This is a genomic window from Bacillus sp. SJS, from assembly GCF_000732485.2.
Lineage (GTDB): Bacteria > Bacillota > Bacilli > Bacillales > Bacillaceae > Metabacillus_B > Metabacillus_B sediminis.
The window spans coordinates 13,355-27,431 of record NZ_JAQV02000032.1; the positions used below are offsets into that span (position 1 = coordinate 13,355).

12 protein-coding genes are annotated in these 14,077 nt (G+C 43.7%); 1 reads left to right on the forward strand and 11 read right to left on the reverse strand.

All coding sequences use genetic code 11. The annotated features are described in order from the left end of the window. Positions 1-9: 9 nt before the first annotated feature. Complete coding sequence (locus tag AS29_RS20450; RefSeq protein ID WP_035413474.1) at positions 10-759, forward strand: SDR family NAD(P)-dependent oxidoreductase; 750 nt, start codon at positions 10-12, stop codon at positions 757-759. 64 nt (positions 760-823) lie between these two features. Here the strand turns inward: AS29_RS20450 and brnQ are convergent, their stop codons facing one another. From brnQ to AS29_RS20505, 11 genes are all read right to left on the reverse strand, one after another. Next, complete coding sequence (brnQ, locus tag AS29_RS20455) at positions 824-2,146, reverse strand: branched-chain amino acid transport system II carrier protein (protein WP_035413476.1); 1,323 nt, start codon at positions 2,144-2,146, stop codon at positions 824-826. A 181-nt stretch (positions 2,147-2,327) separates the two neighbouring features. Beyond that, positions 2,328-2,729, reverse strand: coding sequence for a hypothetical protein (locus AS29_RS20460; protein ID WP_035413478.1), 402 nt, complete (start codon positions 2,727-2,729; stop codon positions 2,328-2,330). Between the two features lie 474 nt (positions 2,730-3,203). Then, a complete protein-coding gene (locus AS29_RS20465; RefSeq protein WP_051860889.1) occupies positions 3,204-5,510 on the reverse strand; it encodes an immune inhibitor A domain-containing protein in 2,307 nt (768 codons plus the stop codon). A gap of 395 nt (positions 5,511-5,905) precedes the next feature. Further along, entirely contained in the window at positions 5,906-6,139 is a 234-nt protein-coding gene (locus AS29_RS20470) for a hypothetical protein (RefSeq protein WP_035413480.1), read from the reverse strand. 18 nt (positions 6,140-6,157) lie between these two features. After that, the gene (locus AS29_RS20475) at positions 6,158-7,750 is read right to left on the reverse strand and encodes a gamma-glutamyltransferase family protein (protein ID WP_051860883.1); all 1,593 of its coding nucleotides are present in this window, start codon (positions 7,748-7,750) and stop codon (positions 6,158-6,160) included. A gap of 13 nt (positions 7,751-7,763) precedes the next feature. Next, positions 7,764-8,921 (reverse strand): CapA family protein, encoded by a 1,158-nt coding sequence (locus AS29_RS20480; protein ID WP_035413481.1) that lies wholly within the window; start codon positions 8,919-8,921, stop codon positions 7,764-7,766. 15 nt (positions 8,922-8,936) lie between these two features. After that, complete coding sequence (pgsC, locus tag AS29_RS20485) at positions 8,937-9,386, reverse strand: poly-gamma-glutamate biosynthesis protein PgsC (RefSeq protein WP_035413483.1); 450 nt, start codon at positions 9,384-9,386, stop codon at positions 8,937-8,939. Positions 9,387-9,398: 12 nt separating this feature from the next. Beyond that, complete coding sequence (gene pgsB / locus AS29_RS20490; RefSeq protein WP_035413486.1) at positions 9,399-10,580, reverse strand: poly-gamma-glutamate synthase PgsB; 1,182 nt, start codon at positions 10,578-10,580, stop codon at positions 9,399-9,401. Between the two features lie 562 nt (positions 10,581-11,142). Continuing rightward, positions 11,143-11,670 (reverse strand): GNAT family N-acetyltransferase, encoded by a 528-nt coding sequence (locus AS29_RS20495; RefSeq protein ID WP_035413487.1) that lies wholly within the window; start codon positions 11,668-11,670, stop codon positions 11,143-11,145. 30 nt (positions 11,671-11,700) lie between these two features. Beyond that, entirely contained in the window at positions 11,701-12,687 is a 987-nt protein-coding gene (locus tag AS29_RS20500; RefSeq protein WP_051860884.1) for a class I SAM-dependent methyltransferase, read from the reverse strand. A gap of 1 nt (position 12,688) precedes the next feature. After that, complete coding sequence (locus AS29_RS20505) at positions 12,689-14,005, reverse strand: FAD-dependent oxidoreductase (RefSeq protein ID WP_035413489.1); 1,317 nt, start codon at positions 14,003-14,005, stop codon at positions 12,689-12,691. Positions 14,006-14,077 lie beyond the last annotated feature (72 nt).

Below are 14,077 nucleotides of genomic sequence, written 5' to 3' on the forward strand. Positions count from 1 at the left end.
ATGTTTTGCATGCAAAACAAAGTTGTGATCATTTCAGGAGCCACCTCAGGAATTGGAATGGCCGCGGCTCTTACATTTGCTGAAAAAGGCGCTAGCGTATATGCACTTGGCAGAAATGAAGAGAGCGGCAAGCAGCTAGAATTAAAAGCAGAAAATCTCAAAGGCTCGATTACTTTTTCTAAAACAGATGTCGATCGTGAAGAAAGTATAAAGGAATTTTTCGAAAGTCTCGGGGAAGAACAGGACGGATTCCACGTTCTTTTCAACAATGCGGGGATAGGCAATACAGCTATCGGACCGCTTAGCAGAATTGATGAGGAAGATTGGGAGAAGCTTTTTAATACGAATTTAAAGTCCCAGTACTTCATGATTAAGCATGCGGAGAAATACTTCTCAAAAAATGAGCCTGTCAGCATCATCAACAACGCGGCTATTGTCGGAAGCGAGAAATTCCCGCCTGCTCTCCCAGCATACAGCGCAAGTAAAGCAGGCGTTATTGCCATGACGAAATCGCTCGCCTCCCGCTTTGCGAAACGGAATGTCCGGGTAAACGCCATTTCGCCGGGTCCAGTTGATACTAAACTTGCCAGAGGTCTTTATCCAAATGAAGAATCCTATGAAAAGGCAGAAAAAAATCATCCGCGAGGCAAATTCGGCAGACCCGAAGAAATTGCAAAAGCTGTCTACTTTCTGGCAAGTCCCGATTCCAGTTATATCAATGGGCATAACCTGATTATAGATGGCGGTTATTCTCTTTAAATTTTTAAAATCCCATAGCAGCAAAGTTTGATTACAAAAAAGAGGCCTTCAAACGGCCTCTTTTTTACTGGTCTGCAGGTATTTTATTTTTATTGAAGCTGCTTACTGCATAGCCAGCTGCAGCACCAGCAATTGCCGGAAGCAGCCAGCCGATTCCCTGCGCAGAAAGCGGAATGGCATGAAACAAGCTATCAAGGCTCCCTTTTAATAGAGACTTGTTTAGAAATTCAGTGACACTGTACACTCCTGTGAAGAATACGGCCATATAATAAACAGGCTGATGGTTTTTGAATACTTTCTCCATTAATCCGATTGTCACCAATACCACTAGGATTGGATAAATGGCACTTAAAATCGGAACGGAAATACTCAATATCTGATCCAGCCCAAGGTTTGCAATCAGCATACTGGCAAGTGTAAATATAGCTGTCCACATTCGATAAGAGACGGATGGAAGCAATTTATAAAAATACTGGCTGCAGGCAATCACGAGACCGATTGATACGCTTAGACAAGCTAAGGTAAACAATACACCAAGAATAACTACACCTGCTTCACCAAATAGATTGCTCGTTAGCAAGGTCAGAACGCCCGCTCCATTTGCCGCTTTTCCATATCCGGCAGACGAGGCACCAAGATAAGCAAGAATACTATAAACGACAGCCAGCAAAATTCCGGCTCCGATTCCGACCGTTATCATGCTGCGGGAAACCTGTCTTTCTGTTTTCATCCCTCTGGAACGGACTGTGTTTGTAATAAGAACACCGAATGCCATTGCCCCGAGAGCATCCATTGTTAAATAGCCATCAAGAAAGCCCTGGAAAAAAGAATTGTCCTGATAAATTTTCTCAGGAGCTCCAAATGGCGCTTGGGGTGTAAACAAATTTCTGACGAACAAAACAGCAATGATCGTAAGGGTGATAGGAGCTAACACTTTACCAAGCCGGTCTATAAGTTTAGAAGGAGAAAGACTCAGCCAGAGAACCAATCCAAAAAACACGAGTGTGTAAAGGCCTAATGCCATGGGCTGTGCTGATGTGCCCGTTTGGATAAACGGCTTCATTCCCATTTCATAAGCAATTGTAGCCGCCCGCGGAATCGCAAGCCCAGGTCCGATACATAGATAAATAACAATTGGAAAAATAAGAGCAAAATATGGATGGACCTTCTCATTTAAATTCTCTGCTGTACCATGGATTGCAATAGCTATCACAACCATGACAGGAAGTCCAACAGCTGTTGCGATAAACCCGGCAAGTGATAAGAACGTATGAGTTCCAGCTGAATATCCAAGGAACGTTGGGAAAATAAGATTTCCCGCTCCGAAAAACATTGAAAACAGCATGACGCTGATCAGAACCCGATCCTTCCCGCTAAGTTTTTCCATCGTCCTCTCCTCCTCTTCAATTAAAAGATAATTATGAAGTATAACAACTTGAAAAAGATTTGGCTATAACTTTCGAAAAATACTAAAATTTTAAATAAATTGTAAGGGTATTCAGGATTTTTTGCATAGACGAATGGCCTTGGAGGGGGTCGTTCCTGCGGATTTTTTGTCAGACAAACTTTTATTCCAGCCGACTGGGGGCTTTTTCCGGCTGGGACACGCTCTTTTCCAGCCGCGCGGATTCCCTTTTCGGCCGCTTCAAGGCTCTTTCCAGCCATTCTTTGTTTTCCAGCCGAACCGGGGTTTTTTCCGGCCGGTTCACGCTCTTTTCCAGCCGCGCGGATCCCTTTTTCAGCCGCTTCAAGACTCTTTCCAGCCATTCTTTGTTTTCCAGCCGAACCAGTACTCTTTCTGGCGGGGGCACGCTCTTTTCCAGCCGCGCGGATCCCTTTTTCAGCCGCTTCAAGACTCTTTCCAGCCATTCTTTGTTTTCCAGCCGAACCAGTACTCTTTCCGGCGGGGGCACGCTCTTTTCCAGCCGCGCAGATCCTTTTTCAGCCGCTTTAAGGCTCTTTCCAGCCATTCTCTAGTTTCCAGCCGAACCGGGGTTTATTCCGGCCGGTTCACGCTCTTTTCCAGCCGGTCCACCGGTTACCTTTTCTCCAGTTTTCCATGTATTTCAGCAGTGATTGCTTCGGAATTCGCGATACGCGTGAGGAATTTATAACCGGTGTGAGGTTAATTGCTGACTTCCTGCAAGGAATTGCTGACTTTATTAGACTAATTGCTGACTTTTGAATCATAATTGCTGACTTCCACCAAACTGAACCATTGCTGACTCCATAAATTAATTGCTGATTTAGGAAGAAATGGGTAGTTTTCATCAAGATTCTATTTAACAATTGCTCCATATCCTATCATTCACTTTGAGAACGTTACTATTCACTTGCACGGTGACAAACCTGAACTGTTCAGTACTTCGCAATATGGATTTCTGCAAAAACACAAAACAAAAAAACAGGCCGCTGATCCCAGCGGCCTGCTCTCCTGCTAATTATTATTTACGGATCCAAACCATACCTGCTGAGTTGTCTTTCGCTTCGCCCATTACTTGAACTTTCAAGCCGTTGCGAGGAAGGATTTTTCCTGCGTCAGGAAGATCGTAGTCGATGTATGTCTGAGAGTCATCGAACAATGTGTTGCCAAGCATTCCTTTGAACGTGTAATCTCCGCGTGTTGGAGAAGATACGAAGAATTCAGGCGTTTTGTCCCATGAGAATGCTGCATCTGCTACTTGGTAGCGAGTGCTATTTACTGCTGTTTTCTGGCCATTTAATGTACCCATTACTGTTTCAGGATGCGAATCAACTACTCCGATGAATCCGTAGCCCGGGTGATGTGCAGGTCCAGTCCAGTTATCCAAGTAGCTTTCATCTCCATACCATACGAGCATTCCAGTATTGTATTTCGCACCTCTTGAGAATGCTAATGCTTTATCAGATCCTGCATAGTTTCTCCACTCAAGGTAGTAGTAGTTATCCTTGTAGTAGTTTCCATCAGAGACGATGAAGCCGTTAAGCGTCATTTTTGGGGTGCCCTCTGCATCATCAGAAAGGACAACTTTTCCGTCAACTGTCAGCGTTGCATTATCAAGACCGAAGCCATCAAGGGCTAATCCGCCGTCTGTTACGTAGTTGAATTCCAACTTGATTTTGCTGCCTTTAAATTGGCTGAGGTCATAGGACTTGTCTACCCATTGGCCTAATGAAGATTCGGAGGACGCATCGCCTTTCGTATCATCATTTCCGATTGTATCAACAAGAACTTTCGTGCCATCTTCTTTTACTGCATTTACATACAGGTAGTCATACTCAAACTCAACATCGAAGTATGCTTTGTAATCAAATTTAGCTGTAGTAGCAGCCGTTAAATCAAATACAGGTGTGCTCATAGACGTATTCAGATCGTCACCTTTTGTGCTGTAGTAGTATTTATTTCCGAATGCAGGGGCAATTCCTTTTACTGCTTTTTTTGGGAGGTTGATTTTAACGATTCCCGGGTTCTTTGACTTCGTTACACTTTGGTCGATTACCGTTGAGTAGCCGAATGGATTAATCTCATTGTAATCAATCTCTGTAATGTTTGCCCAGTTTCCACCCATTCCTTTTTGGAAGAACTCTTTGTTCATTGGAGAGAAGCTTGTTGGTTCTGTTCCGGCAATGTTTCCGTTCCAGCTTCCGCCGCTCATGATCGACCAGGATGCAACCGGCTCGCCAGCTCCTGTGTATTGAGTGTCATACTCATCCGGAAGACCAAGGTCATGTCCGAATTCATGAGCGAATACCCCTACAGCTCCATCTTCTGGCTGCACCGTGTAGTCAAATGCCGCCATTTTACCGCCCCAGTAAGGTACGGAAGAAGTTGTATTGTCAATTTTGTATGGCTGAGTACCAATTGTCCATCTGTGAGACCAAATAGCATCATTGCCAAGACGTCCGCCGCCAGCTTCCTGACCTGTACCAGCATGGATGATCATCAAGTGATCCACCAGTCCGTCCGGCTCGTTTTGGTTGCCGTCTCCATCTAAATCGTATTGATCAAAATGATCGTATTCAGATAGGTTGATGCCCGCTGCTACCGCAGAATTCAATGCATCCTTTACCAGGTCGCGTGCTCCTTTAGGACTTTGGTTATCATGTCCGCCATTCGGATTATCATCGCCGTATTCCTTCGCTTTTCCAGGGACCGTCAGCCAGTCAGAGACTACGCCATTAACCGTGTAGCTTCCGCCTGATTGCTCTTCGTAATATTGCTTGAAGGTTTTGATTTTTTCACCGTTAAACATCGTGAACTCTTCGTTGCCGAACATTAGCTTCTGATAATGTTCTTTATTAAAATCATCGGCATACATGTAACCCTTTTCCTGGTCTACATTGTTATGTTTAAAATCGGAGAATTCAGTAAGCAAAACCAGAACTTTATCTTCACGGACTTTTCCGTTGTAAGCTGTTCCTTTGGCCGGATCTACTTTTACTAACCCATTCGGCTTGCCCTTCGATGCTTTGTTTTTACCGAACTGTTTTTTAATTTTTTCTTTTTGCTTATTCATGAAATCTTTTACTTTCGTATCCATGGCATGTCCGTGTGAATCTGCTGCTACTGAGGGCTTTTGTCCTTCTTTTTTCTGAATATAGGATTTGACCGCTCTATTAATCTCTGTCTGTGTAGCAGATTTAGAAATCACACCTTGTTCTTTTAATGCTTCTGCTAATCTTTCTTCAGGAATTGTGTTGTAATCAATAGGTGCTGATTCAATTGCTGAACTCGTTTCGGCAGCAGATGCTTGTCCTGTAGCAGGAAGCATTGTACCAAGCAGCAGTCCGCTTGCTACTGCTGTACCAATCGCCGCTTTTTGCAGGCGCTGGCTATTTCTTTTAACTGATCTTTTTAATTTCCTCAACCCAAGACCCCCTGTAATCACAAAAAAATGAGTAAAATTAGACATTTTTTCATGAAAATGAAATTTTTTCATTACAAAACTATTATAATTCTAATCTGAATAGAATAAATAGTCCGAATTTTCTATTTTATAAAAATTCCTTTTGAGGTCTTTGTCCCTATGTTTTTCGTCATGTTTTGATTTCACTTTACATCATATACCAATAAATGGATGGCGAACTGGATAGATAGTCAGATTTGCATCCCCGCTGCAAATAAAATAAAAAACCCAGAGAAAAGCCCCCGGGCATAGCGATTATATTATTCTGCACTTGTATTTGCTGGCTTTTGAGCGATTTGCTTGCCTTCAGCGGAGGCTTTAGCAGCTGATGCCTGCTTCGCTTCGGCCTGTGCTTGAGCACTCACCTTTTTCATCTCATCAGCAATGGCCGTCTTTTCAGCAGGATCCATTACTTCTGTATGTTTAAAACCAATCATGACCGCTAAAATCCCCATTACTGCAAGTGTAGACCAAAAACCTTTAATAAGTTTCATGACGATTCCTCCCGATTTTTATTTGGATGAGCTCCATGTTCCTGTTCTTCTGGGGTCTGCTGCTCCGGATACTTTTTTGGTGTCTTTATCTATGGTCAAGGCCATTACGCCTCCATAATAGAAAGGTGACTCTTTCACCCGGACGTCATAACCGCGCTTTTCAAGTTTATTTCTCACATTTTCAGGATAGCCGGGCTCCATTGTAATCTCGTTATCTTCAATGTAGAAACGCCGCTGATTAATAGCTTCCTGCCAGGACGATCCGAAAAATTCTCTCTGCACCAGAACCTGTGCAAGGACCGTCGGAATTCTTTTGCCCCCCGGGGTTCCAATTCCAACTATTTCTTTATCATTTTCCAGAATGGATGGAGATGTATAATTGTTCGGTCTTTTTCCCGGCTCCATTCGATTAGCAGATTTGGGGTCTTCACTGAAATTACTGAGTGCATTGTTCATGAATACACCATTGACCTGCTCTTTGGATCCGAAAAATTCTCCAAGTGTATTCGTTACGGATATGATCGTCCCCTCTTTATCTTTGATAACAAAGTGGGTGGTATTATCGTGGTCTTCTTCATCTGCTTCGGAATTGTTGACCTCTATGTCAAAAGATGCTTTATCAAAATCCATATCCTCAGCCATGTTTTTCAAGTGCTTGTCCGAAAGAAGCCTCTCCGTATCTACCTGACCGAAAGCAGGATCCTGAATTTCGGATATACGCTCGTGATAAACATGTTTTGTAAACTCACCCATTAAATGAGTAGAATTGGTTACCTCATTGGACTTGAATTCTCCCTTATACATATCTGCCAGTTTTAAGATTTGCAGAAGTGATATTCCGCCTGCCGAAGGAGGAGCTGACATGACTGTATATCCGCCAAATTTCCCTTCCAGCGGTTTTTCTTCCTTCACTTCGTAATTTTTCAAATCCTCCAGATTGACCCGGTCCAATTCTTTTGCCAATGATTCTCCCATTTCCCCTGAATAAAACCCTTTGCTTCCCTGTCTTTGAATAGCTTGAAGTGTTTTAGCAAGCTCCGGCTGCTTGATCACTCCGTTCGGTTTTACCGGCTTGCCATCCGGATAAAACGGTTCCGGCAGCTTGCCTTTAAATTGGTCCTGTGCTTCCGCAAGCCGCTGTGAAAGAAATGAGTCGGCTTTGTAGCCTTTGCTTGCATAATGTATTGCCGGTTCAATCAGTTCGGACATGTTCATTTTCCCCTGCTCCTTATGAGCAAGCTCCAGACCTTTTACAAAACCGGGAACGGCAATCTGATCTTTTGATCCTTTTCCGTTCTGAGGTGCAGAATCTTTATAATCGTATACTTTCTTAATTTTTTTATCCGGGTTATAAACGACCATCATTCCCCCGCCGCCCGGGCCTGATCCGTATGGTTCCGTAACACCTAACACGTAGGAAACGGCTACAGCGGCATCCATGGCATTGCCTCCGCTGTTCATGACCTTCATCCCTGCCTGAACAGCTAGAGGATGGTTTGCACTGACGGCCGCTTGCCCTTCAGCCGAACGATTTAGGATTCCGGATTGTGCGACGAGCAATATGACAATGAGAAGAATTGCCAGTGCTGTCCAAAGACGTTTCTTTCTCATGTGCATCCCTGCTTTAATCGAGTTTTTTTGAGAGGTCCTTTTCAAAAATAAGTTTCCCGTTCTCTTCCTTCCAATCCAGGTTCTTTGAATTTTTCGTCAGCTGCTGAATCATTTTCTTTTTCTGCAGCTCATTCATTTCCCTGATTGGTGCCGGCTGGCCGGCTTTTATTTCAAGCGGGGTCAACTCAAATCTTGCCTTTCCGTCTGCCATCAGCCTCATTTGTGCAATGGCACTTTCCCTTGTTCTGCTCCAGCCCTGATCAAATACAAAATTTCCAAGACTGTAGAAAATCACACTGTCTTTATAAACTTCAACAGGTGACAATACATGCGGATGATGACCGATTACCACATCTGCTCCGGCATCCGCCAGTGCCTTAGCCAGATCTTTCTGGCGGGGATGAGGGGTCGTATCGTACTCCTGCCCCCAATGAGCATTAACGAATACAAAATCCGCTTTCTTTTTGGCTTCTGCTATCATGGGAACGAAGTTTTTCGGCTCCATCGCCAAAACCCCGCTGTTGTATTCAGTTGCTTTTGTTCCCTCTGCGTACACATCCGTAAAGGCTAGGGTTGCAACTTTTATTCCATTATACTCGCGATAGGAAATGGAATTTTTCGCATCCTTCAGGTTGCTTCCGGCTCCGACTGGATCGATCCCATGCTCTTTTAATGTCTTTCTCGTATCATTTAGCCCTTGGACGTTATAATCCATCGCATGGGTATTGGCGAGACTGACAGCTGAAAAGTTGAGATTTTGAAGTGTCTGAGCTGATTGTTTGTCCGTTCTCAGCTGAATGCTTTTCGATTCATTCTTTGGTGCTGATTCGTCCAAAGTAATCGGGTGGTCAAAATTCGCTGTAATATAATCAGAGTTTTGAAGCAGCGGCTTAACCTGCTGAAACAAATAATCCTGTCCTTTAATGTCGGTTACCTTCTCTACATCCCGTCCCATCATGATGTCGCCCATGAAGGAGGCAGTGAACACCTCGTTTTTATATTGGGTTACGGCTGGGGCCGGAGGTCTGTCCGCAAAGGAAAAACCGAACATAATTCCTGCAGTGGCGATTAGACCGATCACTGCATGAGTTTTTGAATTCCGCCGGTTCCTTTTAATAAACCGCAGGAGCTTCTCTTCGAAATTAAGCTCTTTTCCATTTGGATGGCTCACGTTTTTCTCCTCCCCTTAGAAAATATAGTAAAGCGTCATAAGCAGGAATGTAGCTCCGCTTAGCAAAAGCGTACTTCCGATTGTAAGCGCCATTCCCTGTTTTTGCATCGTATTGGCAATTAATCCAGGGACGATGATTCCGATTCCCCTAAATTCAAAAATTTCAAAAGGAAGAATAGGATACGTGTAATCAAAAGCTAATTTCAGCAATATTCCTACAGTAAGCATGGCAGCAAATTTTCTTCTTCCATAAAGAATGACGATTTTGGCTATTCCATATGTAACGATTAAATAGGTAAGCAAGCTGATTAAGAAAACCACAGCAAGGAAAACCGGCTGGTCAAATACAAGTGCCAAGTATCCCGGAACAATCAGTCCCGCTGGGATGACCCCCGTTTTTTCAGTGAATAGCAAGCTTAGCAATACCCCGAGAACCAGGGCTATGTATAAATCAGATCCGAACAATGACTCTTCCTCCTAACTGACAAATTGCTTAATTTTATAGTCTTCCAATCTTTCAATTAACGGTGTAGCGGCACCATGGATATTTCCTACTCCATAAATTGCGCGTCCGCTCATCATTGGCTCAAGAACAGCCAATATTTCTTCTGTTGAATACCCTTCCAAATTGTGAAAATTGTCAGCAGGAATGTTTCCAGCCTCATATGAATCAACAATTGGCTGTGTAGTATCACCTATTATCACGACATCTCCAGCAGGAATATATGGCAGTACGTCATTTGCAAATTGAATGGTCCGGTCTACCCGGTCATGACGGCAGTTCATAATGACGACCGCATTCTTTGTCGGATACCCTAGATCCTCAACCCTTTTCCAAATGTTAATCGTAGACGAGGCATCATTTGCCGCAAATCCATTTACGAAATATCCCGGGTTGCCCGCATCGGCGAGCGGAAGAATTTTCATGGCACCTGGATCAGGCGGAGCATTCAGCATGCCCCGAAAGGCTGTTTTTTCATCGATTCCCAACGCGTCTGCAACTGCCAGAGCAAGAGATGCATTGTCTGGAAAAACCATGTATTCAAAGCTCTTTAGAAATTGTTCGGAAATTCTTGTATTATCACAAACAATTAAAGTTGAATTGCGTTTTTCTGCTTCTTTCCGGTAGTACTCAATATATGGACTCTCATTGACGATAACGTGCCCGTTATGTGGGATCGTAGCTACGAATGCCTCTGCAACCTCATCAAGAGTCGGCCCCATTACATCCATGTGGTCCTCTAATACATTCACAATAATTCCAATATTCGCCTGAAGCATATCCTCCTGAAAGATAATCTGATAATCGGGATTTACGGCCATGCATTCGCTCACAAGCGCATTCGCGTTCATTTCAGCTACTTCTTGAATCACACGTCTTTGCTCGCCGATATTTGGACCTTCAGGCCGTCTGACAATCGGTCTTTCTTCTTTCGTATTCCAGTACATCATCCTTGCATCCGTACCTGTTGTTTTTCCGACTGTTTTGTACCCGGCTTCCTTTACCACACCATAAATAAGTCTTGTAACGGTTGATTTTCCCCGGATTCCGTTAATGTTAATCCGAACCGGAATGGAATCAAGCCGCTTTTGGTGGCGCCGCTTTTCAATGATGCCCAGCAGCAGGACGAAAACAGCAGCCGCGAAAATGACCCACACGTAACCTCATCTCCTCTATTTGTTTTCATCAGCGTGTATTAGTAAACCCATGTCTACTTTATGGATTTACCGCACAGAATAATAGATGATAAAAGTTCGAAGTCCCGTTTTGCCAATATGCCTGCATGTATGTGGAACGGCTCATAAATTTAGACTTTTCAAACTTCTAAGCCAGAGAAAAAAAAGCGAATTTGCTGCATAACCCTGCTTTAAAAGGGTTTTGTCAGAAAATTTCTCTGATCATCTTTTTCCATAATTTCTTCCTGCTGATAGTTAAAGGATATCTATAGGATGATTCTCACATTGTAAAGGAATGTAAAAGTTAAGGAAGGGTACGAATTGAGGAGTTATCAATGTAAGGGTTTACATTACCAGTGATTCTAAGCAATATAGGCGACTATTGGTGTCCGCACGTAAACCAAAAGTCATGATACCCTTAAATACATGGGAGTCTTTCCTCCTTCTTTTTGTAAATTGCATGCAAAGGAGCTGCTCAGGCTCCGTTTTTGCAGTAAGCAGAAAAAATTAGAAAAAGCTGAATGCACATGCATCCAGCTTGGAATTAAATCGACTTTTCATATTTGCAAAACCCTTTAGTGGTGCCTTTAAGGAGGTATCCGGCAGATTGATAGAAGGAATTCAGTGAGGGATTGGTCTCTATACAATCCAGTCTGATCCGGTCCTTCCCATTAAATTCTATGCCTTGTTCTGCCCAGGCCAGTATTTTCATTCCTAAGCCAGACCCTTTAAAGGAATTGGCTGTTACGAGCTTGTGCAAATAGATGGAATGGCTTTCCCTTTCATCCCCCCATAGACTGCGATCCCAATCTCCTGGTTTAGGCAGGAGCATGACCATGCCGGCCGCCAATCCTCCTTTTTCAAATAGAAATACTTCCCCCAGCTTAATTGAAGCAGCGAGCCCGTCCAATTCACCTTTTTCCAGTAGCTCACTCCATTGAGCAGAACCTTTTTCCTTGAGCCAACCCGCAGCCTCCTTAAGCAGTAAAGCGATTGTATGACTATCTGCCGGCTCAGCCAATTTAACAGTAAATCCGTCCGGGATGGAATCCTGCTTGATACGAAAATTCATATATCCACCTCATTTCCGTATCTGATTGTACTACTTTTCCAAATAGACTGCGAACCATCCTCCTTCTTTAACCACTGGCCGAATAGAAGAAATCTCAAGACCTGCCTCAGCTGCCACAGCTTCCATCTCTTTCTCTGTTGGGATTGGATGAAGATTTTCAAAAGCCGAGAAGAAGCTATTAAAAACACTTGAGAATTGTTTCCCGTGCTTGGCATGGCGCATTGGCGTGATAATGGCTATTCCTCCACCCTTTGCAAGCCAGGCCCCAGCCTTTTTCAGCAGCTCTCCTCTCCGTTCCTGAGGTACATAATGAAGAAGATTATTTATTAGTACTAAATCCCAGCTTTCCGGGCTTTCCCATTCAAATGCATCCCGGCACTCGATTCTGAGTTCTGGGTATTCCCGGCATTTCGATCTTGCTTCTTTTGCCACTCCTTCATTTAGCTCAATTCCCGTTAAAAGAAGATCTGGAAAATCCTTTGCTAATCTCTTTAAATATCCCGCATGGCCGCAGCCAGCATCCAGTACGCTTTTAGCCTTCGTTTTTTTCACGAGCTGATGGATTACCGGATACGCTACCTGCTCGAGGATCGATGAGGTTTGAGCCACCACTTCCCCGTGCTGCTCATGATTAAAAGTCTGCTTGTTTTCTGTTGTCATAATAGCTGGATAGCTGAGCAGAGCCGGGATGTGGAGTTCCATCATTTCCTTTAGAATAACCCCGGTCGATTGGGGGTTTTTCTTGCCAGACGGCAGCATGAAGCTTCGAGAAGTACGAAATCGGCCTTTTGACGCCTTTTTCATATATCTGATTGAAAGACCTACATCCATCCACCGCTCTAATAAGTCTTTTTTAAGAGAGTTCGCTTGAGCTACCTCTGTTATCGTTTTGGGCTTACGAAATGATTCATATAAATCCAGCTCATACCCGACGTAGGCATGCCATGTATAAAGAAATGGCAGATTTTTTTTCATCCAGCCTTTCGCCTTCAGCACTCTGACATATTCATTCAGCAATCTATTTCCCTCCTTCTGTTTTCCAAGGGTAATCTGAAGATCTTGTGAACATAAACTTTTTTTGCAGGTTCATCAAATCCACATTGCTGCGAACGGGAAACAGACCTAATTGAATGAGCCGGTCATAAATGGTTTCCTTCCATATCCCAAGCCCGGACACATTCAGCATTTGTTTCGTATGCAGCCTGTCATCCCTTGTTGTCTGCAAAATACCTTTCTTTCTAAAGCCCGGAAAATAAGCAAAAGGCTTGGAGTACGTTAAGGCAGAAAGATGGCTGAGATTCAGAACATAGCGGGTTCTGGGCTTGCGGACGCGTTCATACCATTTTAAAAACCCTGGAGAGGTAATCCCATTTGCATACATCCAGCATAGTAATTCTCCGAGAATATCTCCATCCTGTATAGCAAGATTCATCCCTTCGCCAGCCATTGGATGGACACTGTGAGCGGCATCACCAACGAGCGCCTTATTTCCGTCTACATATTTGCTTGCATGATATCTGACGGGAATCATCAGCTGAATGTCCCTCCAGCTTTTAATTTCATCGACATATCCGTCCAGGTCCGGGCAGAGCTCCTTGTAACAGCGATGAAAGAAAGAAATCCCTTTTTCTTTCATATTTTTATATTCTCCTGCCGGAATGAGATAGACCGTCCGGACACGGTTGTCAGGAAGCGGAAATAGTCCCAGAAATGTATAAGGAGTCGAAATCATTTTGCCTTCTTTCATAGAAGCCGGTCTGCTGAAAGAAACGGTTAAAAAGTGATGATCGTATTGACGCTCTTTAATAGAGGAGTTCATGGATTCCCTCGTCTTGGACTTTCTTCCTTCCGCACCGATTACGTAATCTGCCTCAATTGACAAATCTTCTCCGTGATAATGAATAATGGCTTCATCATGATGAAATCCCTTAAACCTTGCAGGCTGGAGATAATGAAAGGAAGGATAGGCTTCTGCTGCCTTCAAAATGATATGTTTCAGCCCTTCATGCGGAATCATAAGGGAATAGGAAAAAGGACTGTTGATCATTCTGTAATCCATGCTTGCCTTGCCGGTTTCATAAAAGGTTTGATCTCTTTTTTTCATTTCATGAATATCGATATGATGAATGCGGTGGCCCTTTGCCTCTACCTCTTGAATTAGACCGATAGAATGAAAAATTTCCAGGCTTTTAGGCTGCAGCAGTTCACCCTTATACGTATGAATTCCGCTTTCCGCCTGCTCAGCAACCGTTACATGAATTCCGCACATTGCAAGCTTCAAAGCAACGGTCAGACCTCCCACACCGCCGCCTATGACCAGAACGCTGGTTTTCATTTCCTCACCCTCTCATTCTGTCTTTTAAGATTTGAAAACCTGTTCTATTCAATTCTGCTTGAGCATCTCCGT

What these genes read in the sequence shown, in the direction of transcription:
- AS29_RS20450 (WP_035413474.1), top strand. Translation starts at nt 10, where the DNA reads ATGCAAAACAAAGTTGTGATCATTTCAGGAGCCACCTCAGGAATTGGA.
- brnQ (WP_035413476.1), bottom strand. Translation starts at nt 2,146, where the DNA reads ATGGAAAAACTTAGCGGGAAGGATCGGGTTCTGATCAGCGTCATGCTG.
- AS29_RS20460 (WP_035413478.1), bottom strand. Translation starts at nt 2,729, where the DNA reads ATGGCTGGAAAGAGCCTTAAAGCGGCTGAAAAAGGATCTGCGCGGCTG.
- AS29_RS20465 (WP_051860889.1), bottom strand. Translation starts at nt 5,510, where the DNA reads ATGCTTCCTGCTACAGGACAAGCATCTGCTGCCGAAACGAGTTCAGCA.
- AS29_RS20470 (WP_035413480.1), bottom strand. Translation starts at nt 6,139, where the DNA reads ATGAAACTTATTAAAGGTTTTTGGTCTACACTTGCAGTAATGGGGATT.
- AS29_RS20475 (WP_051860883.1), bottom strand. Translation starts at nt 7,750, where the DNA reads ATGAGAAAGAAACGTCTTTGGACAGCACTGGCAATTCTTCTCATTGTC.
- AS29_RS20495 (WP_035413487.1), bottom strand. Translation starts at nt 11,670, where the DNA reads ATGAATTTTCGTATCAAGCAGGATTCCATCCCGGACGGATTTACTGTT.
- AS29_RS20505 (WP_035413489.1), bottom strand. Translation starts at nt 14,005, where the DNA reads ATGAAAACCAGCGTTCTGGTCATAGGCGGCGGTGTGGGAGGTCTGACC.